The following is a 24,600-nucleotide window of genomic DNA, read 5'->3' as shown; positions in this document are numbered from 1 at the left end:
AACGACGTGGTGAAAATGAGACCGATACACGTATATCGTCACTTCGGTGACGGTGTTCTCCTCGTCGAACGGGGACTGTTCTAACGCGGAACCTGCTGGGATTGGCTCGAAAGTCGGTCCGCGGATGAGTGCTCTCCCCCGTCTTCGAATCGACAATGAGTGCGGAGATGACGACGTTGACGTCGACGACCAGTTTCATTCGTCGTGTCTACGCCGATTCCTCGTCGACGCACTCGCGTCCACGCTCGTTGATCCGGCTTCAGGTGGCAGACTGGCGTCTTGGGGAGTCGGTGGGTCGCGATTTGCGAGGCAATTCGCGCCGTAGACGACGACAACGAGGACCGGTTAGTCGATCAGCGTGTGGCCGGTGCGGCGACGCTCGACGAACGCCCAGTCGATCTCGACGCCCAAGCCCGCCCCGTCAGGGACGGCCATCCGGCCGTCGTCGTCGATGGACTCCGGTTCGCCTTCGAACCCCTGATTCAGGATCCACGTACTCTCGGGGTTGAGCAGGCCGTGTTCGAAGAAACTGGAGTTGCGGAGCGCGCTCATCAGATGCATATGTGCCGGGCCGCCGAGCAGGAGTTCCACGTCGGTGCCGAACGCCTCGGCGGCGTCGGCGGTCTTGAGTGCGCCGGTGATCCCGCCGTCCATGTGGGCGCTGGCCCGGACGAGGTCGGTCGACTCGCCCGCGAGGCTATCGACGGTGCCGTACGGGCCGGTGCGGACGTGTTCCAGTCCGAGCATCGGCGTGTCGAGCGTGGTGGCGAGTTGCTTCGTCGTTCGCTCGCTCACGCCCCCGTCGTGCATGGGGTCCTCGTACCAGAAGAACTCGAGGTCGTCGAGCGCGCGGCCGACCCGGAGGGCGTCGGCGTAGGTGCGATAGAGGCTGGAACTGTCAATCATGAGCGCCATCTCGTCGCCGACGCGCTCGGCGAGCGCCTCGCAGATGGCGATGTCGACGTCGGGGCGCACGTCGGGATGTCCGTGGAACTTGAAGCCGTCGTAGCCGCGGTCCAGACACGTTTCGGCGTAGTCGGCGAACGCGTCGGGACCGTCGAGGCCCCCCGAATCGTCCACGAACATCGTCGACGCGTAGGTCGGGAGGGTATCGCGATAGCCGCCGAGGAGGCCGGAGACGCTCTCACCGTAGTGGCGCCCGGCGAGGTCCCAGAGCGCCACGTCGATGGCGCCGAGGCCGAAGTGGTCGGTGTGTCTGAGTGCCCGCCAGCAGTCCTGCCAGATGCCACGTCGCTCCAGTGGGTCGCGACCCAGCAGGTGCTCCTCGGCGACCATCGTCACCTGTGCGATCATGGGCGGCGTGAACGCGAAGCCGCGGTAGTGGCCTTCGGTCCCGTCGGCGGTCCGAATCGTGAGCACGAACCCGGGCGGTTCGAGCGTCGAGTCGGGATCGTACACCCAGTTGCCGCCGACGGTGCCCGTCCGCGCTACCTCGTAGTCGAACTCGTGAATCTCGACCTCGGTGATACGCATTCGAGAGGCGTCGTGGGCGAGACGCAAAACAGTTTGGCCCACCGCAAGCCGCCGGTCACGCTCCGGGGGCGCCCCCAACGTCCGACGGCGCTACTCCGGCCGCGGCCGACTCAGATTCTGCACGGGACCGTCACAGCCGGGACAGGCAGTGATCGTCTCCGCGCTACAGAGCCGTTTCCCACACTCCGGACACTCGTAGAGCTGTTCGTCCTGATTACACGGGGCGGGATCGGGGGCGGTCGGCATATCGTCACAACTTTGTAGGCGATTCGTGTTAACTCTTGTCAGTATTCGGCTCTAACTCGACGTTCGTGGAGTCCAGCACACGACCGGACCGCCGCCCCGTTTTTTGTCCCGTGCCCGCGAAAGCTGTCGTATGTTCGACAAGCTGCTCTTTCCGACCGACGGGAGCGACGGGGCGGCCGCCGTCTTCGACCACGTCCTCGCCCTGGCGAACGCCCACGACGCGACCGTCCACGTCGTCAACGTAGCGGATACGACACGCGAGAGCGTCACGACGATCCGGGGACGGGTCGTCGACGCCCTCGAACGGGCCGGCGCCGAGACGGTCCAGCGGGCGGCGACGCGGGCGAGCGAGCGGGGTGTTCCCACCGTCACCGAGGTGTTACAGGGTGAGCCGTACCGCACCATCGTCGACTACGCCGACACCTACGACATCGACCTCGTGGTCATGCCCACACACGGGCGGCGCGGCCTCGAACGCTTCCTCCTCGGGAGCACGACCGAACGCGTCGTCAGGCGCGCCGAGACTCCCGTACTGACGATCCGCCCGGATGACGACGTGTCCGTCCGGTATCCGTACCGGACGGTCCTGGTCCCGACCGACGGGAGTGACACGGCGGCTACCGCCCTCGACGTGGGCATCGATGTGGCGACGGCCGCCGCCGCCGCCGTCCACCTCCTCTCGGTCGTCGACGTGACGAGTCTCGGCGTCGACGTTCGCGCCGACATCCAGGCGGCCGCACTCGAAGACGGCGCCCACGACGTGGTCGACGCCGCCGCGGAGCGGGCGAACGCGGCCGGGATCGACTCCACGACCGCCGTCGAGTTCGGCGGTTCGGTCCCGGCCGTCGTCCGGTCGTACATTACGGACAACGATGTCGACCTCGTGGTCGTCGGCACCCACGGTCGGACAGGGTTCGACCGCTACGTCCTCGGCAGTGTCGCCGAGGCCCTCGTCCGAACGGCGCCGGTGCCGGTGCTGACGGTCCGGGGACCGACCACCTCCTAACGCGTCGGCTCCGATTATCACCCACTGGAGATTGGTGCGTAAATTTATTTCACCGAACGGACGAGGGCGCGCATGCAAGATTTCGAGGCGGCGTTCGGTCGCGGCGGCTTGAACGACCACGTATCGGTCAGCGACCTCATGGAAGAGTGCGGTCTGGACGCGGCGGAAATCGAGTGGCGAAAGGAGTTCGTCGGGTTCGACGAGACGGACGCCCGCCGCCTCGCGGACCTCGAGGACGTGTTCCGAGCCCACGCCGACGATGTCGCCGACGACTTCTACGACAACCTCACGAGCTACGAGCAGACGGTCGACGTCATCGGGCGCTCCGAGAAGGATATCGAGCAGTTGAAACGGACGCAGTCGGCTTATTTGATCTCGCTGGCCGACGGCGACTACGGACTCAACTACTTCGGGAACCGCGCTCGGATCGGGAAACTCCACGACTTGCTGGAGATGCCGATGAAACAGTACATCGGCCAGTACGGCGTCTACTACGACCTCCTCGTCCCCCTCCTGTTCGACCGGATGGAGGATCGGCTGGTCGACCGGGTGCTCGACGAGACGGACGCGACGGACGCGGCGGCGGTCGAGGCGGCCGTCGGCGGCGCGCGCGACGTGACTCAGGAAGAACTGCTCGCGATCCTTCGGATCATCAACCTCGATATGCAGGTGGTCGCGGACACCTACATCCACTCCTACAGCCAGAAACTGGAGGATGTCATCGACGATCGGGAGCGCCTGATGAGCGATGTCGAGGCGGATCTGGCCGAGCCGATGGGCGAGTTGCGCGACTCGGCCGAGCAGGTGGCCGAACGCACCACGTCCATCGACGACCGCACCGACGAGCAGGTGGACGCGATGGCCGACGTGGCGGGTGAGGTGTCGAACATGAGCGCCACGGTCGAGGAGATCGCGTCGACGGCGGACGAGGTGGCGGCGACGAGCGAGCGCGCGGCGGCCCTAGCGACGGAGGGACAGGACGCGGCGGCCGAGTCGATCGAGGTGATGGAGCGGGTGAGCGAGGCCTCGCGCGACGTGGCGGGCGACGTGGACGACCTGGAGCGTCGGATCGACGAGATCGACGAGATCGTCGAGGTGATCAACGACATCGCGGACCAGACCAACTTGCTGGCGCTGAACGCCTCCATCGAGGCGGCGCGGGCGGGCGAGGCCGGCGACGGATTCGCCGTCGTCGCCGACGAAGTAAAGGGGCTAGCCGGCGAGTCACAGCGTCACGCGAGCGACATCGAGGAGATGGTCGGAGCGATCAAAGACGAGACGGCAAAGACGGTCGAGAGTCTGGAAGCGACGACCGAGGAGATCGACCGCGGGATGGCACGGATCGAGTCGGCGATGGCGAAACTGGAGGAGATCGTCGACGCGGTGCAGGACGCCTCCCGCGGCATTCGGGAGGTCTCGGAGGCGACGGACGACCAGGCGGCGTCGACCGAGGAGGTCGCGAGCATGATCGACGGCCTCGTCGACCAGGCCGAACGCGTCTCGGACGAGGTCGAGCGGGTCGCGTCGATCAACGAGACACAGACGGCCAAGATCCGCGACATCGACGAGACGGTACAACGGCTCGGAACCGACTAGCGACGGCTACCGACACGGCGTCTTCCGCCCGTCGCCGACAGGCCGGCCACCGGAACGTATCAAAGTTCAATACCGGTGGCCCTGAATCGGAACCGTGTCCATGACCGAACGGGCGGAGGCGACGTGGTAGTCGACGGCTTCACGGGGTTGTTCGGCAGCGATCCCGTGGTCCACGGCCTCGTCGGCGGCGTCGTCATCGCGACGCTCAACCTGTTGGGGGCATCCCTCGTCTTCGTCTGGCGGGACCCCTCGGAACGCGCGCTCGACGGGGCGCTCGGCTTCGCCGCCGGCGTCATGCTCGCCGCCGCCTTCACTAGTCTTATTATCCCCGGTATCGAGACGTACTCGAACGGCAATCCGATCCCCGTCCTGTTTGGCGTGGCGCTCGGCGCCCTCTTTCTGGATCGCTCCGACATCCTGATCCCCCACGCACACTACCTCGTCACCGGGCGACGGCGGTCCGACGCCGCGGCGTCGAGCGAGAGCCTGCCAATCGACGACGAGCGACTCGCGGGCGTTCTCCTCTTCGTCCTCGCGATTACCTTGCACAACATGCCGGAGGGCCTCGCCGTCGGGGTGGGCTTCGGGAGCGGTGACCTCGGGACGGCCATCCCGCTGATGCTCGCTATCGGCATCCAGAACGTTCCGGAGGGGTTTGCCGTCTCCGTGGCGGCGATCAACGCCGGGCTGGATCGCCGTACCTACGCCGTGTTCGCCGGCGTCCGATCCGGCGTCGTCGAGATTCCGCTCGCGGTGCTCGGGGCGTACGCCGTCGGCGTCGTCTCGACGCTTCTCCCCTACGCCATGGGCTTCGCCGCGGGCGCGATGCTGTTCGTCATCAGCGACGAGATCGTCCCGGAGACACACACCGGGGGCCACGAACGCGTCGCGACGCTGGGGACGATGCTGGGCGTGATCGTGATGCTCTATCTGGATATCTCGCTTGGCTGATCCGTGTTCGTGTTCTCAGCTGGTTGGAAGAAGGGGGGTTGATATATTTCCGGTCCGCCTATACCGGCGTACGATGGGTGCCGGCGCCAACCTCACCTTTCACTGTCCGGACTGTGGCGAGGCCATGACAGTGAACGAGCCGATGCGGGACGCCTTACTCGATCACGGCTGTGTCGTCTGTGGAACGACGCTCTCGTCGAGTGCCTTCTCCCACGACGACCGTTAGTCCACCTCACACCGGGTCGCGGTCGTCCTGCGCCGGCCGTCATTCCGACAGTAGCGACTGCTGGGTCGCCGGCGATGTGAACAAGTATAAATCGCCACCCGGCTATTCCCAGCCAACGAGACGCATGACCGTCGAGCAACAGACCGCGATGACGGCCGACGAAACTGACGCGCTCCTCGGCCGGAACGAAACCGGCGTCCTGGCGCTTGCTCGTGGCGACGAACCGTACGCGGTCCCGATCTCCTACGGCTACGACGCCTCGGATCGGCGATTCTGTATGCGACTGGTGTCGACGCCGGGCGGCGAGAAGGCCCGCTTTCTCGACGACTCCCAACGGGTTCGCTTCGTCGTCTACGAGGAACGCGGCTCCACGTACCGGAGTGCGGTGGCGAACGGCCGACTCGAACTCGTCCCGCGGTCGGCGCTCACACCCGACCACGTGGCACGGTTCGGGGCGGCGAAGCGCCCGCTGTTCGAGATGTGGGATCGAGGGAGGGACGAACTCGACGTTCAACTGTACGAACTCGACCCCGACGAACTGAGCGGTCGACGGATCGACGTCGATTAGCCGTCCAAGATCGCGTCGAGGAGCTTCGTCTGTGCCGCCGCGAGATGTTCGGTAAACGTCGACCGCGAGATGTCGAGGGCGTCGGCGACTTCGCCCGCGTTCGCTCCTTTTGGTCGCTCGAAATACCCCAAGCGATGCGCGGTTTCGAGCACCTCGCGCTGTCGCGCGGTGAGTCGGCCGCGGTCGACGAAGACGAGGTCGTCCCCCCCATCTTCACCCTCCGACCGGAGGAGCCGACAGATGTCGACCTGTGGATACTCCGTTCGGAGGGTCGTGATGATGTTCTGTAGCTGCTCCATGTCCGCCGCGTGAAAGACCAGATACAACAGTCCGTCACGGGTGTGGACGTCGACCACGGGACAGTCGAATCGTTCGATACACTCACATGGACAGCCCGCGTCGCGGCTGCGGGTGAGCCGATAGACGGTTTTCGACCCGTACGAAAACACCGTATCCACGTCCTCGTCGTCGGCCAACTCCCCGTCGGCCACGCCGTCCAACATGAACTCCTCGGTCACCCGTCCCGGCCCCCCCGGATCGACCGCCCTGGAGACGGAGAACGTCGGCGACCCGGCCGCCGACGCAGCCTCGACGACGGGACACGTCCCGGCCGCGTCGACCCGTAGTTCGGCCCGAATCCCAGAGCTCATGGTATGCCCCGTACGTGGTCGGGACTTCTAAGTATACCTGGCTTTCTTATAAACCCCCCGCAGTATCGTGGGTGTAGATTGGTTGGGGGCCGGTTCGTCTGTACGGTCGAACGATGGCCATCGCTACTCCCCCGCGCGTCGAACGCTCGCCAGCGGAAACGACCGTCGACGACGACGACGAAGTGCAGACCATACTCCACGCGCTCCAGGACGACGGCTGCCGTGCAGTGCTGGACGCGACCGGTGAGACGTCACTGTCCGCCAGCGAACTCGCCGAGACCTGTGATCTCCCGCTCTCGACGACGTACCGCAAACTCGACACGCTTACCGACGTGGGACTGCTCGCCGAGCGGACCCGTCTCTGCCCCGACGGGAAACACACCAGCGAGTACGTCTGCGTGGTCGACGAGATACTCGTCGACGCCACCGCCGGCTTCGAACTCACCGTCACCCGGCGTGAGCCACCCGAACGCGCCACGCGACTGGACGACGATTCGCGGTAGGACCGGCCACGAATCGCTGTCGTGGCGTCCGTCACTGTCGACACATCCGATCGCGTGCTGTGGGTGTGCAACGACTTACGACGGCTACTGTAGCGCCGCTCGATACGCCCCGTCCAGCCACGGCAACCGCTTCGGCGCGATACGGCGGGGACTCGCCTCGCCCTCCGATGCAGTACCGGAGCCGCACGGTTTAACATCGCACGCGCCCGACGACGTGACGATGGCAACACCGCAGCCGACCGTCCTTCTCGTCGACGACGAACGGGACGTCGTCGACGTCTACGCGCTCGCGTTCACCGGCGACGAGTACTCCGTGCGGAAGGCGTACAGCGGCGAGGAGGCACTGGAACAAGTCGCCGGTGCCGATGTCGTCCTGCTCGACCGTCGGATGCCGGGACTGTCCGGACAGGACGTTCTCGACGAAATCAGGGGTCGTGGACTCGACGTGCGGGTAGCGATGGTGACGGCCGTCGATCCCGATTTCGACATCGCCCAGATGGCGTTCGACACCTACCTGACCAAGCCGGTGAGCGACGAGGAACTCCGCGACACCGTCGACGAACTGCTCGCCCTCGCGGAGTACGACGAACAGGTGCGCGAACGGTTCGCGATTGCGGAGAAACTCGCGGTGCTCGAAGCCGAGAAAACCGAGCGTGAACTCGCCGAGAGCGAGGAGTACGCGACGTTACAGGAGCAGGCGGCGGAACTGGACGCGCAGTCCGCGGAGACGTTCGGGACGATGGCGACCGAGACGTTCGAGAAGGTGTTGTCCGATATCGAAGACGACCCGTAGATCGGTCCCCGTCCGGTTGCCCGGTCACGAGATCGGTGGACGCCGGTTCGGGACTCCCTCGCCGTCCGCCGACCCCGAGCGACTGCCTTCGATAGATTCCCGCCGAACCGTCACGGCGAGCGTGGATAGCGATTTGGCATGATCCTTACGAAAACGTTTGTGCCAGTCGCGCCACGGTCGAGTATGCATCGTGTTACGCTCGACCTCTGGCAGGACGGCTGTCCGCTCGCTCGTGCGTCCGCCGATCACGACTTGACATCCTCCCCGCCCTACAGGGCGAGGATTCCACGAAGGGGATATTCAGGTTGCGGGGTTCAAGTACGCTTTCGCGTGACCCGTCGAAGGTTGCCACCGAGTTGTGACCAACGGTGTACTTCTTCGCCCGGCCCGTCGTGGGCATCACACTCGGTGCCGTGGTTCTGGGGGAGCGAACCGGGATCAGCCCCGTCGCCGGCGGTGCTGTGCTCGCGCTCGGCGTCTTCCTCGTGGATCGGTCGAAGCATCCGGACGACGAGCAGTCGTGACGACTCGACTGTGTTGTCTCGCGACGATCAGGCGTACTTCGCGACGACGTTCAGAACTTCGTCGAGTTCGTCGCCGTCGAGCGAGTAGCGGCCGTGAGCGAACACCGAACGGAGTTCGTCCCGATCCTGCGGGAGCAGGTCGGCGATTTTGAACGCCGCCGCCTCGTCAACCTGCTCGAGTTCGAGCAGTTCCTCGGCGAGTTCGCGCGACTCCTCGGCGTCGAGCACCGCGAACGTGTTGGCGTGTTCGATGGCGCGGGCGAGTTCGTAACGCATCTCGCGGTCCACGTCGGCGGCCCGCTCGGCTTCGACCTCGGCGAGGAGCTCCTTGACCTCGGAGATGGTGACGAACTCCTCGTCGAGCTTTTCTTTGAATATCGTCATCGCGCGTTACTGCTGGGCCTTGAGGTGTGCCGGGCGCGCGATGAGCGTCTTGTCCTTGCCGCCGTCGTTGATCTCGATTTTGAACGCGCGGCCCTGCGTCCCGACGACGGTGCCGGTGTGCCCGTTGAATCGGGGGTGGAACCGACCTTCGGAGACGCTCGGGTCGAGCGTGAGGTGGACTTTCTGACCGATGTCGTACTCCTGAATCGCGCGCTGGGGCGGGGAGGCGCCGCGCTCTCGGGGGTCATTCGAGAGCTTACCGCGCGTCCCCTTCAGCGGTCCGTTGGAACTCGGCATTATGTGCGTGATTACTCCGGTGGTGATTATAAATGGTGCGTTGTTAGATGCGGCCGACGTTCTCGACGGCGACGCTCTCGACGCCGTCGACGCCGGCAAAGGACTCCTCGACCGCTTCGGTGCCGCCCGCGTCGTCGGGGACGATCACCGTCGGCAGGAGTGCGACCAGGCCGAACGCCACTTCGTCGCGTTCGAAGCCGTTGATCTTCGCGCCCTCGGGGAGCGACGCCTCCAGTCGGTCCTGCAGGTCGTCGAGGTCGACTTCGGGGCTCCCCGGCATGACCTTCATCTTGGCGGCGACTTTCCCCATCGTTACGGCCCCCGGAACCCGCAGTCGGGACACTCGTAGAGGTTGCTCTGCTTGCGGCACTTCGCACAGCGGTAAATCTGCTGCCCGCAGTCCGGACATTTGAACGCGGCGGCGCTCATCCCGGAGATGTTGATCCCACAGGAGACACACTGGCGCTCCTGTTTTCCTTCCGTCTGGCTCATACCCGTACGAACCCGCCGGCGGGTTTTAATCGTTGTCTTTCGGGTTTCCGACGGGTGCTCACGGTGTCGTAGCGCGTCTCCCCATCGATACGCGCGGGTGACGACGGCTCCGACGGCTACGACAGGACGATTGCCGGCGCGAGCACCGCCATGAGGTGGACGCGGCGGACGCCGAGAGCGGGCGGCAGGAGGCCCACGACGGCCGCGAGGGCGAAGATTGCCAGTCCGACCCCGCCGGCAAACAGGTACGCGACGACGACGAGGAGTCCGCCCGTCGCCAGCGAGACGCGCGTATAGTTGAGGCGGCCGACCGTCCGGAGATACGCGTCTCCCACGGAGACGACGAGCGCGAACCCCACCGCCGCCGCGAGACAGGCCGTTCCGAGCAGGACGCCCGCGGACGCGACGGCGCCCACGCGGTCCATCGCGACCATGACGCCGGTCCGGGGCGTGCCGAGCGCGAGGAGGGCAAAGAGCGCGAAAATCGTGTTCGCCGTGTTGGCACCGCTGGAGGCGACGAGGAACCCACGGGCGCCCGACTCCCCGGGGACCGCGGGCAGTACGAGCACGGTGCCGACGGCCGCGGAGACACCCGGGAGATAGCCGACGAGCGCGCCCGCTCCCGCGCCGGCACCGGCCGTCCCCAGAATCGTCCGACGGTCGAGCGTCACCGTCGGTGCGGCCTGCGGGGGGACGCCCTCGCCCGACAGCGCCTCGATCAACACCGGCGCGCCGAACAGGCCGGCAAAGAGCGGCGCGAGGACGCCCCCCGCGGCGATCGGTCCCGTCGGATCGAGGTCGAGGACGAGCCATCCGACGCCTGCGGCGACACCGAGAGTCGTCACGGCGCCCACCCGCCGTCGCCACGTCGGTTCGGTGGCGACGAGGACGACTGCTACGGCGGCTAAAAGGAGCGGGAGGTGGCGCCGAAGCGTCGGATAGACGGCCTCGACGGCGCGGGTGAGCGGCACCGCGGCGACGAGGGCGACGACGACGGCGAGGCCGCTCCCGAGCGCCGACAGTCGGAGGGCCTCCCGACCACGCCCGTCGAGGACGAGTCGATGTCCAGGTAGGGTGACCGCGGCCGTCGCCGGATCGGGGACCCCGAGCGCGAGCGCCGGAACCACGTCGAGGAAGGTGTGGACGACGCCCGCGGCGAGCATCGCGGCGCCGAGGGCGACGGTCGGCCCCGGCAACGACGGGACGACCGACGCCAGGAGGAGCGCGAAGTTGTTGGCGTGGAGACCGGGCGTCAACCCGCTGCAGGTGCCGAGGCCGACGCCGACGAGGGCGTAGCCGAGCGTCGTCAGGCCAATGGGCTGTGGCGCGGCCGGCACGGGGAGCATCCCGCGGAGGTGGCGCGGGATCGGGTTTGAAGCTACGCCCACGCGCCGCTACGCGCTCGGCGTCGCAAAAAACGTGGATCGCACAGAGGGGTCGCCGCAGTTAGCCGAAGAGTTCGCCGAGGCCCTCGCCGCTGGCCTCCTCGTCCTCGTCTTCTTCCTCGTCGGCGGCTTCCTCTTCATCGGCCTCGTCGGCGGCCTCGTCACCCTCGTCGTCGTCGTCGCTACCGGCGGCACCGCCAGCGGCGCCGCCCGCGGCGGGCGCGGCGGCGGCCGTGTCGATGGCCTCCTCGATGTCGACGTCCTCGAGGGCGGCGACCAGCGCTTTGACGCGGGACTGCTCCACGTCGACGCCGGCGGCTTCGAGGACCGCGGTTACGTTGTCTTCGTTGATCTCTTCGCCGGTCTCGTTCAGGATGAGTGCTGCGTAAACGTATTCCATTGGTATGCTCCGTAGTTAGCCGAACATCGCTCCGAGGCCCTCGGCGCCGTCGCCACCGTCGTCGTCGTCGTCGGTGTCGGCGTCCGCGTCCTCGTCGGCGGTGTCCGCCTCGTCGTCTTCGTCGCTCGATTCGTCCGCCGCTTCCTCGGTCGCCGCGGGCGCTTCCACGCCGCGCAGTTCCTCCGGAAGCGCTTCGTCGTCGTCGATCAGGGCCGCGAGCGCGCGGACCTGGCCGTCGGCCTTGGCCACGAGATCCGGCACGAGCTCTGGGTCCTCGATGGCGGCAAAGAGGCCGACCGATTTTGCCTCGCCGGCCGCCGTGGCCAGCAGCGTCCCTGCGGTGCGAGCCGTCGGGTAGGCCGCGTTGACCGAGAGGTTGCGCGCGGCCGCCGCGGCCGACTGCACGTCGGCGCGGTACTCCTCGATGTCGATGGCGAGTTCGTCGGGTTCGAACAGGATGCCCTCGGAGTAGACCGAGCGCAGGTCCAGGCCGACTTCCTTCGGCTCGATGCCGAGTTCGCCGAGGACGTTCGCGAGTTCGTCGCTAACCTCCTCGCCGGTTTCGAGCACCGTCGAATCGGCGGTCACTCTGATCGATCCCTCCATGATGCGGGCTTCCGCCCCCACCTGCTGGAGTTCACCCACGAACGGGCCGGGGTCGATGCCGGTGTCGCCCTCCGGGATCACGATGTCGTTGGGGGCGATCTCGCCCGCGTTGATCGGGGCGGGCGTCTTCGACGCTTCGAGTTGCTGATACAGGCCGAACGGGTTGTCGTTGGTCCCGATGAGCGCGACCTGTCCCGAGACGAAGCCGGCGAGGTCCTCGTAACCCTCGTCGACCTCCTCCAGCGCCCGGCGGAGGAGCGTGTTGCGGCTCATCCGCACCTCGGCGCTGCCGTGGAGATCACGGCGCATGTTCTGGAGCTGTCGGCTCGGAATGCCGGTGACGCCGACGATGCCGACGCTCGCGTAGGACTCGATGAAGTCGACGAGTTCGTCGACCTCCTCCTGTTTCCACTGCGGAATCGTCTCGGTCTTGCGGACGCTCTCGCTTTCGCTCATGCCTCTACCTCCACGGACGGCCCCATCGTCGTCTTGACGTAGATGGAGTCGATGTTGAGCGGGCCCTTCTCCAGAGCGGCCTCGAGACGGCGGACGATCACGTCGATGTTGTCCGCGATGTCCTCGGCGGACATGTCCTGTGCGCCGACGCGCGTGTGGAACGTGCGTCGGTCGCGGCTCCGAAGCTGGACCGTGTTTTTCATTCGGTTGACCGTCTCGACGACGTCGTCGTCGGGCTGGAGCGGCGTCGGCATCTTGCCGCGCGGCCCGAGGACGGTCCCCAAGTAACGGCCGATGTCCTGCATCATCGACGCCTCGGCGACGAAGAAGTCGGTCTCGTCGGCGAGGTCCTTGGCGGCGTCGTCGTCGTCCCCGAGATCTTCGAGTTGGTCGGGGCTGAGGACGTCGTCCGCCACCTCCTCGGCACGGAGTGCGGTCTCACCGGTTGCAAAGACGACGATCTGCGTCTCCTGGCCGGTACCGGCCGGCAGGACGACGCTCTCGTCGACGCGATTCGACGGGTCGTTGAGATCTAGATCGCGCAGATTCACGGCGAGGTCGACCGTCTCGCGGAAGTTCCGCGGCGGGGCCTCGTCGAGTGCGCGAGTGACTGCTTCCTCTATTGTATCTGCCATCTTTCACCTCCGTAGTACGCTAAACGCTCCTACGGGTCAGTGAAACAGGCGGTGGCCTGTCTCATCGGATGGTGGAGGAAGTCGGACTTAAACCCGTCGAAGCGTCGACAGGGGCGGTCAGGCGGGGATCGACTCGGCCCGGCCGCTACAGAGGTGGACACGGTCGGACGGGAGTGTGAGCCACAGGTCGTCCCCTACGTCGGGCGTCCGGTCGGTAAACACCTCGACGGTCACGTCGTCGATGGCCAGAGTGACGCGGTTGGTCGCGTCCTCGCGGACGACGCGTTCGACGGTGCCGTCCACGTCGCCGTCGTTGCCGACCGTTATGGCCTCTGGACGGATCGCAGCCACCCCATCGCTCGCCAGGTCGAGCGCAGCCCTGATCGACGGCGCGTCAGCGAGGTCGATGCTGTTCGACCCGGTGAAGTCCGCGACCATCGCCGACGACGGCCGCTCGAATATCTCCTCGGGCGTACCGCTCTGGACCACCTGCCCGTCGTTCATGATGACGATCCGGTCGGCGAGCGCCCGCGCGGTCGTCCGGTTGTGTGTGACGTAGACGGCGGTCACATCGGCGAGCACGTCGGCTAAGTCGTCGCGGAGCGACTGCCGGGTCGGCACGTCGAGTGCCGCCAGCGGCTCGTCCAGCAGCATTACTTCGGGTCGTATCGCCAGCGCACGGGCCAGCGCGACCCGCTGTTGCTCGCCGCCCGAGAGTGTTGGCGGGTGGCGCTCCGCTAGGTCGCCCACGCCGAGTTCCGCGAGCAAGTCGGCGGAGTCGCGCGTGTCGTCGTGGTACCGACTTCCGAAGTCGACGTTCTCGGTAACGGTCATATGCGGAAACAACGCGTAGTCTTGGAAGACGAAGCCGAAGTCCCGCTTCTCGGGGGGTGTCCCGCTCACCTGCCGGCCGTCGAGGGTGACAGGGCCGTCGTGGGGGTGAAAGCCCGCCACCGTTTCGAGCAGGAGCGTCTTGCCGCTCCCGCTCGGTCCGAGGATGACCAGGCTCTCGCCGCGTTCGACCTCAAAGGCGGCGTCGACGTGGAACGACTCCGCGCCGTCGGCGGTAAACGTCGCCGAAACATCCGCCTGTAGACTCATCAGACTACACCTCCGGTCCGCGTGCTGCCGCTGGTGAGATAACGGACCACCAGAAAGATGAGCGCCGACACGGCAAGCAGGATGAACGCCACCGCCCCGCTCTGTGCGAGTCCACCCTGCAGGTACGTCCCGTAGACGAACACGGGTGCGTGCTGGGCGGTCACCTCGCCGCCGGCCGGTGGGTAAAAAAAGGAGACGGAGTAGGCGACGACGGCGACGGCGCCGAACTCCGAGACGGCCCGCGCCCACGCGAGGACGCCCCCGGTGACCATCCCCCGAACCGCGAGTGGAGCAGTCACCCGGCGGAACGTGTCCCAGCGACTCGCACCGTGGATGCGCGAGGCATACGCGAGGCGGTCGTCGATAGACTCGAACGCCTCGCGCGTGGCGTTGACCGCATAGGGCGCGCTCACGAACGTCATCGCGAGCACCATCCCGATCATGCTCCCAAGAACGGAGACGTTCGGGAACGCGCCGCCCGCACCGAAGCCGAAGAGGATGATAATCCCCGCAACGCTGTGCGGGACGACCAGCGGCAGATCGACCAGGCTCTCGACCAACTGCTGGCCGGCAAAGCCCTCGGCGAACAGGTGTGCAAGGGGAACGCCGAACAGCAAGCTAACGATTGCCGCCAGCAGTGGACCGTAGATTCCCAGATAGAGCATTCGATGGACGTCGGGACTGAGTGCTTTCTCGACGATTATCGACGGTTGCTGTCGAGCGACGAACAAAAATAGCGGGAGCCCGAGCGCAACCATCAGAATGCTCCCCAACGTCGCCGCAGCGACGACGAATGTGTCGCCGTGGAGTACGTAGGCGGCGACTGCCGTACTTGCGATCATGAAGAACGCGTACAGTGTCGGCCGACCGGCCGTGTACGCGCCTACGAACGCCAGCGCCTGTATCGCGACGAACGCCACCGCTAGCGACCCCCGTCCGAATCCATCGAGTGAAAACCGTGTCTCAGTACTTGTTGCCATTGCTATCGTTATTCCGATTGAGGAACATAGCTGTATCGGAGGCGTGAGCCTCGTTACAGTTCGAGCGGGCCGAGGCTGGACTTCGCGGTTGCGACGTTCATGACGCGGTCCGGAACGGCGTCCCGACTGCTCTGTGGGACGACGATGGGGTCGACCGGAACGAGCCCCTGGTTTTCGAGGATCGACCGCCCGGCGTCGGTGGCGAAGTACTCGACCCAAGCCGCGCCCGCCGCGGGATTGGGCGCGACATTCGGGACCGTCATCCCGTACGCGATGGGTGCACCGGTGAACGTCCCGCTGCTGGTCTCGACTTCCGCCTTCGCGTAATGTTCCGCGTACTTACTCGTCGCCCGCGAGAGGTCGACCTGGGGCTGGAGGTCGATGTAGGGCAGACCCGACGTGCTGGCGATGGACTGGTAGTAGAAGGCGTAGTCCAAGGCCCCGGACTGGAGTTGGCCCTCGAGCTTCGTCTCCGTCCCCGTCGGCACCGTCGAGTTCTCGCGGATCGTCTGGAACGTCGAATCGTCGTAGAGGGCGCTTCCCTCGAACTCCTCCTTGCCGAGTTGCTGAGTCATCACGGCCCGGTAACCACCGGGGTCGACCGCCGGATCGGCGTGACCGATGGTCACGTCGTCCCGCGAGAGGATTTCCCACCAGTTGTCCTTCGAGATTTCGTCGGCACCCGGCGAGTCCTCGCGGTACTGGAGCGACATCGAGTTCGTCGTGAAGATGGCGTACCAGTCGCCGTAGTCGGGGACGATCCGATTGCGGATGAGCCGAAAGTCGGAGACGCCCAGCACGGACGCCCGACGCCCCTGCTGGGTGATCTTCTGGGTCGACGCGACCGACCCCTTCGGCTCTCGGTTCACATCGACCCCGTACTCGTCTTCGAACTGGGGTTCGGCCTCGCTGAACGGCGGGGCGAGACTGCCAGCGTGGAAGATGGTCATGGACCCACTGACCTCGGCGGGCGTGCTGGTCGCCGTATCCGTTGTCGTCGCCTCGCCGCCGGAGTCCATCGACCCCTCCGTCGCCGTCGCGGTTGCCGTGGCCCCGCCACCGCTGCCGCCGGAACAGCCGGCGAGCCCCGCCATCCCGGCCGCGCCGAGACCCTTCAGCACGTCACGCCGGGACCGTCCCCGAGCGACCCGCGTCCAGTGTTCTTTCTGTTCCTGCAGCCAGTCTGGGGCCTCCTTCCGTTGTGTCATAGATAGCATAACGGCGTTATTATTTATGGGACATAACGTCTTTGGTCCCGTTCCGCGTGCTTCGACGACAACGCCTTTTTGAACGGCGGCCGTACAGGACGCATGGAATTCTCGACGGAGTTCGACGCCCGCATCGGCCAGGGCGACGTGACACTCGAGGCGCGGGACGTGGCGCTCCTGCGGGCGATCGAGGACCACGGCTCGATCAACGCCGCCGCGACGGCGCTCGGCCGGTCCTACTCGCGGTCTCAACAGCGGATCGTCGAACTCGAAGACGCCTTCGGCGAACTCGTCGTGCGCACGCGCGGCGGGTCGGGCGGTGGGGGGAGCCAACTCACCGACCGCGCCGACGACCTGCTGGGTCGGTACGAACGGCTCCGCGCCGAGTTCAGCGGCGTCGCCGAGGCGGACGAGACGGTCCTCGCCGGCCGAGTCGTCGACCGCGACGGTGAACTGGCGACCGTCGACACCGCGGCGGGCGCCGTCCGGGCGCTGGTTCCGAGCGGCGACGCGGACGCGGACGTTCGCCTCACCCTCCGGGCCGACGCGGTGACGTTACAGAACCCGTCACGGTCGCCCGACCCGGATCGAACCAGCGCCCGCAACCGACTCGAAGGGACGGTCCTCGGCATCGACGCAGGCGAGTCCGTCGCCCTCGTCACCGTCGACGTGGGTGGGGACGTGGAACTGTCGGCGCTCGTCACCACGGCGAGCGTCGAGAAACTGAACCTCCACCGTGGGACGCCCGTGGTCGCCTCGTTCAAGGCCACCGCCACCCGCGGCGTCCCGAATTAAGGCCCGACCACGAGGACCGGCCGCGTCGCCGTCCGGAGGACGCGTTCGGCGACGCTCCCGAGGAGGACCCGTTCGACGCCGGAGCGGCCGTGAGTCCCGACGACCACGAGGTCGGCGCCGTGATTCCTGGCGTACCCCAGGATGGTTTCGTGGGGGCGGCCGGAACGGACCGCGGCGGTGGCGTCGACGCCGGCCTCGCGGGCGCGGGCCACGACGCGTTCCGCCGGCCCGTCGTCGTCACCGACGGTCAGAGCGTGGAGGTGTGCCCCGGTCGCCGCCGCGACGGTGACGGCGTGGTCGGCCGCGCGCTCCGTCCCTTCGCTCCCGTCGGTGGCGAGCAGGACGGTCGCGATAGTCGGCGCCGCCCCGTGAGCGTCGTCCTCGCGCACGGCGAGGACGGGGACGTGTGCGGTGCGGAGGGTTCGCTCGGCGAGGCTCCCAAGCAGGTAGCGGTCGACGCCGGAGCGACCGTGGGTCCCCATCGCCACGAGGTCGGCGTCGTAGTCGTCGATGGCGGCCGCGAGGACCGTCACCGGCCGCCCCTCGACGACGTGGGTCTCGACGGGGACGGCACTCGCCCCGGCGACCCGGTCGACCGCGTCCCGTGCCCGTCGTTCGAAGCGCTCGTGCTGGCGACGAATCAGGTCGTCCACGTCGCCCACGCTGTCGGTCACGAAGCGGTCCGGATCGACGACCGAGAGGACGTGCACCGTCGCGTCGAAGCGCTCGGCCAGGGTCAGCCCGTAGCGGGCGGCGGTCGTCGCGGCGTCGCTGCCGTCGGTCGGGATCAGGATGGTGTCGTACATGATTAGCTCCCCGCCGGCTCGGCGGCCGGGGTCGAATCGTGGCGTTCGATCAGCCGCACCGTCACCAGCGCCGCCGGCAGGATGCCGAAGGCGGCGATCAGCGACAGCGCGATGGCGAAGACGGTGGTCAGCCCGAAGTTCGCGAGCACCGGGAACTGCGAGACGGTGAGGACGCCGAATCCGAAGATGGTGGTGAAACTCGACCCGATCACCGGCCGGGAGAGCTTCGCCACCGCCGTCGTCGCGGCGTCGATCCGAGTCCGGCCGCGCTCGGCCACCTCGTACTCGAACCGCTCGAAGACGTGGACCCCGTAGTCGATACCGATGCCGAGCGTCAGAGACGACATCGTGATCGTCAGGGGGTTCCACGGGATGCCGACCAGATACATCGCCCCCGTGACCAACAGTGCCGCACTTCCGGCGACGGCGGCGATCAGTACCGCCGAAATCTTCACCGAGCGGAAGGCAAGAGCCAGGAAGGCGAAGCCAAGCGCGAAGCTCAGTAGAGTCATCGGCGTCAACCCGGCGGTGACGTTCTCGATGACGTTCCGGTTGAGCACGGGCTTGCCCGTCACCTGCACGTCCTCGGCGGTCGTCAGGGTGTAGTCGGCGTTGCCCTCGAACTCGTCGATCAGCGTCCGCACCGGTTCGCCTTCCACGTCGTCGACGTAGAACGTCAGGAGGAGTTTGTTCGGAGTGGCCGACGGATCACGGACCGCTATCGGCCCGTCCTCGCTCGCCGCCCGAAGCGCGGCGTCGAGTTGTGACTGCGTCTCGGGGAGTCGTCCCCCGTTCGCCGCCCGCACCGTCGACACCGGGCTCACCACCGCGTTCACGTTCGAATGTTCCAGCATGAGCCGCTGGTACGTCGACACCTCCCGGAACGTCTCGGGGGTGTACGCCCGGTCCGTCTCGACGACGACGTAGATCACTTTCGACCCCTCGACGGTGTCTTCTAGGCGCTCCAGATCCTCCTTGGCGTCGAGATTCTGGGGCCAGAAGTCCATCATCTGCTGGCGGGGCTCGACCTGCGGGTAGGCGTAGGCACCCCCGGAGACCAGCAGGACGGCCAGAAAGATCGTGAGCAGCGGCTTCCCGGCGGTCAGCCGCCGGGTCAGCGCCCCCATCGCGGCTTCGAGGCGGTCGTAATCGTCGTCGTCGTCACCAACGTCGGCGGTGCCGGCGTCGAACCGGACCAGGAGCGCGGGCAGCAGCGTCACAGCGAGCACCATGCTAGCGAAGACGCTCACGGCGCTCGTGACGCCGAACTGCTGAACCGGCGGGACTTCGGAGACGAGCAAGGAGCCGAGGCCCACGACGGTCGTCCCCATCGCGATGAGGAGCGCCCGGCCCGTGGTCCGGGTCGCCAACCCCGCGGCGTCGACGGGTGATCGCCCGTTCGACCGCTCTTCGAGGTAGCGCGTCTGGGTCTGGAGGCCGTAGTCGATGCCCAGCCCCAGTGCGATGGGCATCACGCCCAGCATGATCGCGTTGAAGTTGTAGCCCAAGACGCCCATCGCCCCCATCATGTAGATCAGGGCGGTCATGGCCGTCCCGAGCGGCAGAAAGACGTGCCAGCCCCGCTCCACTTTCGAGCGCATGACGAGGTAGACGACGCCGAAGATGAGCGCGAACGCGCCCGCGAACAGCGTGATCATCTCCGGTAACATGAGCCCGAAGGCGGCGTTCTCGAAGACGGGCTGACCGGTGACGGTGACCGACAGCCCCGGCGGGAGGGCGGCCTGGTCGGTCTCCTCCCGAATCTGCCCGTAGACGATGTCGGCGCCGCGCTGTGGGAGGAGCCGCCCGCGGTCGAAGGTCCCCACCTCGCCGTAGTCGGCGAGGATGATCGTCGTCCCCGATTCGGGGACGACCTGCGAGCGGAGCGTCGCCATCTCGGGGTTCCGGGCCGTCGCGCGGTCGAGCGCCCGGCGCACGCCCGTCTCGGTCGCCGGAATCTCGCCGTCCGCTCCGGCGCGCACGATGTCCGCGAGGCTGATCACGCGCGTCGTCTCGTCGAGTCCGGTGTATCCCCGGTCCAGCCGGTCGATCGCCCGGATCGTCTCGGGATCGTAGAGCTGGTCGGATTTGACGACGATGAACACGTTGTTACCGGTCTCGAAGTCGTCTTTCAGGGCGGCCCACTCCTCGGCCGTCTCGGAGTCGTCGTCGATGTAGAGGGTCATCCCCATGCTCATCTGGAGCGAGGTGGCGGCGATGCCACCCGAGACGAGCACCAGGAGGAGGACGACGGCGACGACCGGCTTGGGGTCGCGGGCGCTCTTCCTGCCCGCCCGTTCGAGGCCGTCCCTGACGCGAGTGCCGATGGGAGACATTTACAGGCCCAGGAACTGCAGGATGGAAGCGATCAGTCCTCCACGCGGTTCGGTCACCTCGACGGCGGTCGGTTCCACGTCGGTGACGACCGTGCGCCCGAACGCGTTGTCGTACTTGACGGTCGTATCGACGGAGTATGCCTTCGGCGTGGCCGCGCCGTCGACGCTCACGGTGAAAGACACCGTCGCCGACTCGCCGGGACCCAAGTCGCCGACGTAGGCCGTGTCGTCGTCCGTCTCGAAGGGAGTGTTGACGTTGATCCGGGCGACGGCGTCACGCATCCGCCCCTCGCCGGTGTTGGTGACGGTCACTTCGATGGTCTCGGTCGAGCCGGCGGCCACCGTCGGCGTTCCCGAGGTGTCGACGGTCATCTCGGGGCCGACCGTGACGGGGACGGTCAGCCGGTCGCTCTCGACCGTCTCGCGGTACGCGTCCTCGTAGACGACGGTGAACTCGAGCGGGTAGTCCTGCGCGATGGCGCGGTCCGCAACCTCGAGTTTGAACTTCGCGGTCGCCGTCTCACCAGGGTCGAGCGTGCCGAGGTTCGCGCTCGTCGAAAGTGGCGAGAACGGCTCCATCGGGTGCAACACAGCGCGGGCGTTGCGGACGGGCTGATCGCCCGTGTTCGTCACCGAGAGGGTGACAGCGCCCGTCGAGTCGACGTACAGGTCGGTCGTCGTGGTCGAGAGGTCGAACGTGGGTGCGTCCCGAATCGTTACCCGTCCGGTTCGAACCGCTGATTCACGAACGACGCCGTTACTGTCCTCGTAGCGCAGCCGGAAGGGAACGGCGTAGGTGTCCGTCGACTCCGTCTCGGCCACGCCGACGCGGAAGGCGGCCGTCGCCGTCTCGCCGGGGTCGAGCGTCCCGAGAGACAGGCCGTTGGTTCGCGGGGTTAACTGGTCGCTTCCCCGCATCAGCAGTTCCGCGTCGGTGGCCGTCTCCGTGCCGTCGTTGCGGGCGGTCACGACGATACGGCCGTCCTCCTTGGCACGGAGGTTCTCACCGTCGATGGACTCGATGCTCAGCCGAACCGTCGGTTCGATCCTGACGGTCACGTACGTTCGCGTGGAGACGGTCCGGCGGGTGACGAACGTCTCCTGGTCGTCGACACTGAGAGCCCTGACGTACTGGTAGTCGAGGGTGACCGGAAGCCGGTAGATGCCAGGCGTGGCGTTCTCGGCGACCTCCAGCGAGAGCGTCGTCGTCTGCTGGCCGTCCGGAGAGATAGTTCCGATAGGCTGCTCACCGCTCCGGAGGGTGACGGGCGTGTCGCCCGACCCGAACGATGCCGTCGTCGACATCGCCGCCCCCGGGGTCACTCCGGCCGTCCGGAACGCCGAGGCGAGCTCCGACACCTCCCCCTCGGAGTTGGTCACGGCGGTTCCGCGGTTCTGGATGCCGATCCGTAGTGTCGTCGTTTCGCCCGGAACGACGACGTTCGACCCCTGTACCGATGTCGTCAGTTTGGGCTCTTGGTACTCGCTGTATCGTGCTTCGGCGCTGACGGGCATCGCCACGGCCGAACCCACCAGTGCGACCGCCAGCAACGCGGCGACGCCGATCCGAACCGCTCCGTTTCCGCCGTTGTCGTTCATACTTGTGGACAATCTATGCAATACTATCTTAAAAAGCCGTCGGGAGAGGCGGTGGCACACGTCGTGCCGGCTTCGACAGTCGTATGCCAGACGGACCGTAATCGTGGTCCGTGTCTGCCGATCTATTCACGCCGCTCGAACTGCGTGGCACCGAGATTCCGAACCGCGTGATGGTGTCGCCGATGTGCCAGTACTCCTGTGAGGGGCGAGACGGCCTCCCGACCGACTGGCATCACACCCACCTCGTCAGTCGGGCCGTCGGCGGCGCCGGCCTCGTCATGACCGAGGCGACGGCCGTCGAGGCTCGGGGTCGGATCACGCCCCACGACCTCGGCATCTGGAGCGACGACCACGCCGACGCCCTCGCGGAGGTCACGGCCGCGATCAGGGATCGGGGGAGCGTCCCCGGCATCCAACTCGCCCACGCCGGCCGCAAGGCCTCCAAGACCCGGCCGTGGGAGGGGAGCGAACCCCTCACGGGATCGGACGGCTGGGAGACTGTCGCCCCCATCGACGCGCCGTGGCCCGACGAGGGAAGCGAGGTGCCGACGCGGGCGATGACCGCGACCGATATCGACGACGTGATCGACGCGTTCGTCGCGGCGGCCGAACGCGCCCACGACGCCGGCTTCGAGGTGGCCGAGATTCATGCTGCCCACGGCTACCTCCTCCACGAGTTCCTGTCGCCGGTCACCAACACCCGCGACGACGACTACGGCGGCGACTTCGAGGGTCGGACCCGACTCCTCCGCGAGATTTCGAGCGCCGTCCGCGAGGTGTGGCCCGACGACCGGCCGCTGTTCGTCCGCATCTCGGCGACCGACTGGCTCCCCGACCGCGAGTCCTGGACGGTCGAGGACTCCGTCCACCTCGCCGGCGACCTCGCTCCTCTCGGCGTCGACCTGATCGACGTGAGTGCGGGCGGCATCCACCCGGACCAGCGGATTCCCTCGACCGGTGCGGGGTATCAGGAACGGTACGCACGGCGCGTCAAAGAGGAGTCCGAGGGATCGGTCGCCGTCGGCGCCGTCGGCGGTATCACGACCCCGGAGCAGGCCGACGCGCTGGTCAGAAACGATCGGGGGGACCTCGCCATCGTCGGCCGCGAACACCTCCGTGACCCGTACTTCGCGCTGCACGCGGCCCAGCGACTCGACCGCCTCGACGCCGTCGAGGTGCCGGTGCAGTACCGCCGCGCGTTCTAATCCTCACCGGGCGACGGCGCGACGAAGTCCCCGCGGTCGTCGAACGCGATATCGCCCGGTTCGGCGACGACCCGCAGGTCGTCGCGCTTCCGCGCCGCCTCGATCAGGGGTGCGGAGGCGTAACACCGCTCCAGTCGCATCGTATCCGTCACACGCAGGACGCGCGCCTCGTCGCCGGCGACGGGTCCGATGGTGCCCAGGGCGCCGAGCAGGCCGGCACGGTCGTTCTCGACGACCGGCGGCAGGCGAACGCTCCGGACGGTGCTCGCGGTGATGGCGTTGATCAGCGCCTTCGGCCAGTCGAGGTTCTCCTTTACGTCCCGGTGGGCGAAGTCCGCCTGCCCCATCCCCATCGCGTTCCCCTTCGTCTTCGCGGTGAAGCCGCGGAGGTAGATGCGTTTCACCTCGGGCGACTCGGGTTCGGGTTCGTTGATCGTGAAGTGTCGGCGCCCGGTGACGTTGGTGTCCATCCCCTGCCCGCTCACGTCCTTGCCGATCCGGTCCACGACGAGTACGTCCACCTCGTCGAACGGGAGCATGGGCATACGTTCGTAGGCGACTTCCAGCAACTCCCGTTCGCGCTCCAGAAAGCCCGAGGCGGGGACGCCCTCGATCAGCGTCGTGTCGTCGTGTTCGTCCTCGACGACGGCGACGCCGCCGGCGACGGGCAGGGCGTCGAGCAACTGGCTGGTGATTTCGGGCAGCATGTTCCGCAGGCTCCAGTCGACCGCCCAGTCGTGGGCCATCTTCGCCCCCTTCTGTTTCCCCATCCCGATGACGAGCATCTTCGAGAGGCCACTCTCCACCTCGCCCCCGAAGTCGGTGTGGGGTTTGATCCGATTGACCATCACGATGCCGTCGGCGGCGACGGCGTTTTCGTCGGCGTACACCGGCACGCCGCGTTCGGGCGTCTCGCCCACCGTCTCCACCGCCATCGTCGCACGAATCTCACAGCCGACGGACGCCTCGCTGACGCCGAGCGTGTTCAGTTTCTCCCGCTGGCCCTCGGCGGTCGCGCCGCCGTGACTCCCCATCGCCGGGAAGACGAACGGGTCGTACCCCCGGTCGCGGACGCCCGCGACGACGCCGCGGACGATGGCGGGGAGGTTGGCGATGCCGCGACTACCGGCGCCGATGGCAACCTCGCCCCCGTCCGGAACGGACGCGAAATCGAGAGCCCCGACCGCGTCTGCGGCCCGGGATTCGATCGCGTCGATCGGAATCGAGTCGGTCTCCCAGACCTGTTCGACGACGCCCATGCGGGGGAGTTCGAGGTCGCCGACAGTCGTCCGGATGGTGTCCTCGGGAACGACGAGCGAGTCGGTCATACCGAGGCGATAGCGCGGACGTAGAAAAGA

The 24,600-nt window shown here is 67.1% G+C and carries 28 protein-coding genes; 10 read left to right on the top strand and 18 right to left on the bottom strand.

The window, feature by feature from the left end; all coding sequences use genetic code 11:
- Positions 1 to 345: 345 nt before the first annotated feature.
- The gene (locus HALNA_RS11060) at positions 346 to 1,494 is read right to left on the bottom strand and encodes an enolase C-terminal domain-like protein (RefSeq protein WP_049936434.1); all 1,149 of its coding nucleotides are present in this window, start codon (positions 1,492 to 1,494) and stop codon (positions 346 to 348) included.
- 90 nt (positions 1,495 to 1,584) lie between these two features.
- Positions 1,585 to 1,740 carry a rubrerythrin-like domain-containing protein gene (locus tag HALNA_RS19985; protein WP_157573511.1) on the bottom strand — a complete coding sequence of 52 codons (156 nt, stop codon included), beginning with the start codon at positions 1,738 to 1,740 and terminating at the stop codon, positions 1,585 to 1,587.
- Positions 1,741 to 1,870: 130 nt separating this feature from the next.
- On the opposite strand from HALNA_RS19985, the gene HALNA_RS11055 reads away from it, so the two are divergent.
- From HALNA_RS11055 to HALNA_RS11040, 5 genes are all read left to right on the top strand, one after another.
- The gene (locus HALNA_RS11055; RefSeq protein ID WP_049936433.1) at positions 1,871 to 2,746 is read left to right on the top strand and encodes a universal stress protein; all 876 of its coding nucleotides are present in this window, start codon (positions 1,871 to 1,873) and stop codon (positions 2,744 to 2,746) included.
- A gap of 72 nt (positions 2,747 to 2,818) precedes the next feature.
- Positions 2,819 to 4,342: a globin-coupled sensor protein gene (locus HALNA_RS11050; RefSeq protein WP_049936432.1), complete on the top strand. Its 1,524-nt coding sequence runs from the start codon at positions 2,819 to 2,821 to the stop codon at positions 4,340 to 4,342.
- Between the two features lie 123 nt (positions 4,343 to 4,465).
- The gene (locus tag HALNA_RS11045; protein WP_049938038.1) at positions 4,466 to 5,293 is read left to right on the top strand and encodes a ZIP family metal transporter; all 828 of its coding nucleotides are present in this window, start codon (positions 4,466 to 4,468) and stop codon (positions 5,291 to 5,293) included.
- A gap of 73 nt (positions 5,294 to 5,366) precedes the next feature.
- Positions 5,367 to 5,519 (top strand): DUF7560 family zinc ribbon protein, encoded by a 153-nt coding sequence (locus HALNA_RS20600; protein WP_169719036.1) that lies wholly within the window; start codon positions 5,367 to 5,369, stop codon positions 5,517 to 5,519.
- Positions 5,520 to 5,643: 124 nt separating this feature from the next.
- Positions 5,644 to 6,087 carry a pyridoxamine 5'-phosphate oxidase family protein gene (locus tag HALNA_RS11040; protein WP_049936431.1) on the top strand — a complete coding sequence of 148 codons (444 nt, stop codon included), beginning with the start codon at positions 5,644 to 5,646 and terminating at the stop codon, positions 6,085 to 6,087.
- Here HALNA_RS11040 and HALNA_RS11035 read toward each other — a convergent pair.
- Positions 6,084 to 6,737, bottom strand: a complete 654-nt coding sequence (locus HALNA_RS11035; RefSeq protein ID WP_049936430.1) for a helix-turn-helix domain-containing protein — start codon at positions 6,735 to 6,737, stop codon at positions 6,084 to 6,086. The two genes, HALNA_RS11040 and HALNA_RS11035, sit on opposite strands and share 4 nt — an antisense overlap.
- Before the next feature lie 113 nt (positions 6,738 to 6,850).
- On the opposite strand from HALNA_RS11035, the gene HALNA_RS11030 reads away from it, so the two are divergent.
- The 3 genes from HALNA_RS11030 to HALNA_RS19980 all read left to right on the top strand — a co-directional run bounded on the left by HALNA_RS11030 (position 6,851) and on the right by HALNA_RS19980 (position 8,557).
- Positions 6,851 to 7,240, top strand: coding sequence for a winged helix-turn-helix domain-containing protein (locus HALNA_RS11030; RefSeq protein WP_049936429.1), 390 nt, complete (start codon positions 6,851 to 6,853; stop codon positions 7,238 to 7,240).
- A 220-nt stretch (positions 7,241 to 7,460) separates the two neighbouring features.
- Positions 7,461 to 8,033, top strand: coding sequence for a response regulator (locus tag HALNA_RS11025; RefSeq protein WP_049936428.1), 573 nt, complete (start codon positions 7,461 to 7,463; stop codon positions 8,031 to 8,033).
- Between the two features lie 368 nt (positions 8,034 to 8,401).
- Complete coding sequence (locus tag HALNA_RS19980; protein ID WP_157573510.1) at positions 8,402 to 8,557, top strand: hypothetical protein; 156 nt, start codon at positions 8,402 to 8,404, stop codon at positions 8,555 to 8,557.
- 27 nt (positions 8,558 to 8,584) lie between these two features.
- On the opposite strand, the gene HALNA_RS11020 is transcribed toward HALNA_RS19980, so the two are convergent.
- The 11 genes from HALNA_RS11020 to HALNA_RS10970 form a co-directional block, all read right to left on the bottom strand.
- The gene (locus HALNA_RS11020; protein WP_049936427.1) at positions 8,585 to 8,941 is read right to left on the bottom strand and encodes an RNA polymerase Rpb4 family protein; all 357 of its coding nucleotides are present in this window, start codon (positions 8,939 to 8,941) and stop codon (positions 8,585 to 8,587) included.
- 6 nt (positions 8,942 to 8,947) lie between these two features.
- Positions 8,948 to 9,238 (bottom strand): 50S ribosomal protein L21e, encoded by a 291-nt coding sequence (locus HALNA_RS11015; protein WP_049936426.1) that lies wholly within the window; start codon positions 9,236 to 9,238, stop codon positions 8,948 to 8,950.
- A gap of 43 nt (positions 9,239 to 9,281) precedes the next feature.
- Positions 9,282 to 9,548: an elongation factor 1-beta gene (locus HALNA_RS11010; RefSeq protein ID WP_049936425.1), complete on the bottom strand. Its 267-nt coding sequence runs from the start codon at positions 9,546 to 9,548 to the stop codon at positions 9,282 to 9,284.
- Positions 9,549 to 9,550: 2 nt separating this feature from the next.
- Positions 9,551 to 9,730, bottom strand: a complete 180-nt coding sequence (locus HALNA_RS11005) for an HVO_2753 family zinc finger protein (RefSeq protein ID WP_049936424.1) — start codon at positions 9,728 to 9,730, stop codon at positions 9,551 to 9,553.
- A 116-nt stretch (positions 9,731 to 9,846) separates the two neighbouring features.
- Positions 9,847 to 11,076, bottom strand: a complete 1,230-nt coding sequence (locus HALNA_RS11000; RefSeq protein WP_049936423.1) for a tripartite tricarboxylate transporter permease — start codon at positions 11,074 to 11,076, stop codon at positions 9,847 to 9,849.
- A 100-nt stretch (positions 11,077 to 11,176) separates the two neighbouring features.
- Positions 11,177 to 11,515 carry a 50S ribosomal protein P1 gene (gene rpl12p / locus HALNA_RS10995; RefSeq protein ID WP_049936422.1) on the bottom strand — a complete coding sequence of 113 codons (339 nt, stop codon included), beginning with the start codon at positions 11,513 to 11,515 and terminating at the stop codon, positions 11,177 to 11,179.
- 15 nt (positions 11,516 to 11,530) lie between these two features.
- Complete coding sequence (locus HALNA_RS10990; RefSeq protein WP_049936421.1) at positions 11,531 to 12,577, bottom strand: 50S ribosomal protein L10; 1,047 nt, start codon at positions 12,575 to 12,577, stop codon at positions 11,531 to 11,533.
- Entirely contained in the window at positions 12,574 to 13,212 is a 639-nt protein-coding gene (locus HALNA_RS10985) for a 50S ribosomal protein L1 (protein WP_049936420.1), read from the bottom strand. Before HALNA_RS10985 ends, HALNA_RS10990 begins: the two co-directional genes overlap by 4 nt.
- 117 nt (positions 13,213 to 13,329) lie before the next feature.
- Complete coding sequence (locus HALNA_RS10980; protein WP_049936419.1) at positions 13,330 to 14,313, bottom strand: ABC transporter ATP-binding protein; 984 nt, start codon at positions 14,311 to 14,313, stop codon at positions 13,330 to 13,332.
- Complete coding sequence (locus HALNA_RS10975) at positions 14,313 to 15,293, bottom strand: ABC transporter permease (protein WP_049936418.1); 981 nt, start codon at positions 15,291 to 15,293, stop codon at positions 14,313 to 14,315. The genes HALNA_RS10980 and HALNA_RS10975 overlap by 1 nt, the downstream gene beginning before the upstream one ends.
- Before the next feature lie 53 nt (positions 15,294 to 15,346).
- Positions 15,347 to 16,501 (bottom strand): extracellular solute-binding protein, encoded by a 1,155-nt coding sequence (locus HALNA_RS10970; protein ID WP_084509990.1) that lies wholly within the window; start codon positions 16,499 to 16,501, stop codon positions 15,347 to 15,349.
- Positions 16,502 to 16,603: 102 nt separating this feature from the next.
- On the opposite strand from HALNA_RS10970, the gene HALNA_RS10965 reads away from it, so the two are divergent.
- The gene (locus HALNA_RS10965) at positions 16,604 to 17,296 is read left to right on the top strand and encodes a TOBE domain-containing protein (protein WP_049936417.1); all 693 of its coding nucleotides are present in this window, start codon (positions 16,604 to 16,606) and stop codon (positions 17,294 to 17,296) included.
- On the opposite strand, the gene HALNA_RS10960 is transcribed toward HALNA_RS10965, so the two are convergent.
- Genes HALNA_RS10960 through HALNA_RS10950 form a run of 3 tightly spaced genes read right to left on the bottom strand, consistent with a single transcriptional unit; the run spans position 17,293 to position 22,037 of the window.
- Positions 17,293 to 18,102 (bottom strand): universal stress protein, encoded by an 810-nt coding sequence (locus tag HALNA_RS10960; protein WP_049936416.1) that lies wholly within the window; start codon positions 18,100 to 18,102, stop codon positions 17,293 to 17,295. The genes HALNA_RS10965 and HALNA_RS10960 overlap by 4 nt on opposite strands.
- A 2-nt stretch (positions 18,103 to 18,104) precedes the next feature.
- The gene (locus HALNA_RS10955) at positions 18,105 to 20,438 is read right to left on the bottom strand and encodes an efflux RND transporter permease subunit (RefSeq protein WP_049936415.1); all 2,334 of its coding nucleotides are present in this window, start codon (positions 20,436 to 20,438) and stop codon (positions 18,105 to 18,107) included.
- Positions 20,439 to 22,037, bottom strand: coding sequence for a COG1361 S-layer family protein (locus tag HALNA_RS10950; protein WP_084509988.1), 1,599 nt, complete (start codon positions 22,035 to 22,037; stop codon positions 20,439 to 20,441).
- A 110-nt stretch (positions 22,038 to 22,147) separates the two neighbouring features.
- Between HALNA_RS10950 and HALNA_RS10945 the strand changes: the two genes are divergently transcribed.
- Positions 22,148 to 23,242 (top strand): NADH:flavin oxidoreductase/NADH oxidase, encoded by a 1,095-nt coding sequence (locus HALNA_RS10945; RefSeq protein ID WP_049936414.1) that lies wholly within the window; start codon positions 22,148 to 22,150, stop codon positions 23,240 to 23,242.
- On the opposite strand, the gene HALNA_RS10940 is transcribed toward HALNA_RS10945, so the two are convergent.
- On the bottom strand, positions 23,239 to 24,570 hold the full coding sequence (locus HALNA_RS10940) for a lactate racemase domain-containing protein (protein ID WP_049936413.1): 1,332 nt from the start codon (positions 24,568 to 24,570) through the stop codon (positions 23,239 to 23,241). The two genes, HALNA_RS10945 and HALNA_RS10940, sit on opposite strands and share 4 nt — an antisense overlap.
- Positions 24,571 to 24,600: the final 30 nt, after the last annotated feature.

The organism is Haloplanus natans DSM 17983, assembly GCF_000427685.1.
Classification (GTDB): Archaea; Halobacteriota; Halobacteria; order Halobacteriales; family Haloferacaceae; genus Haloplanus; species Haloplanus natans.
This window is presented reverse-complemented; position numbering and strand designations above follow the sequence as displayed.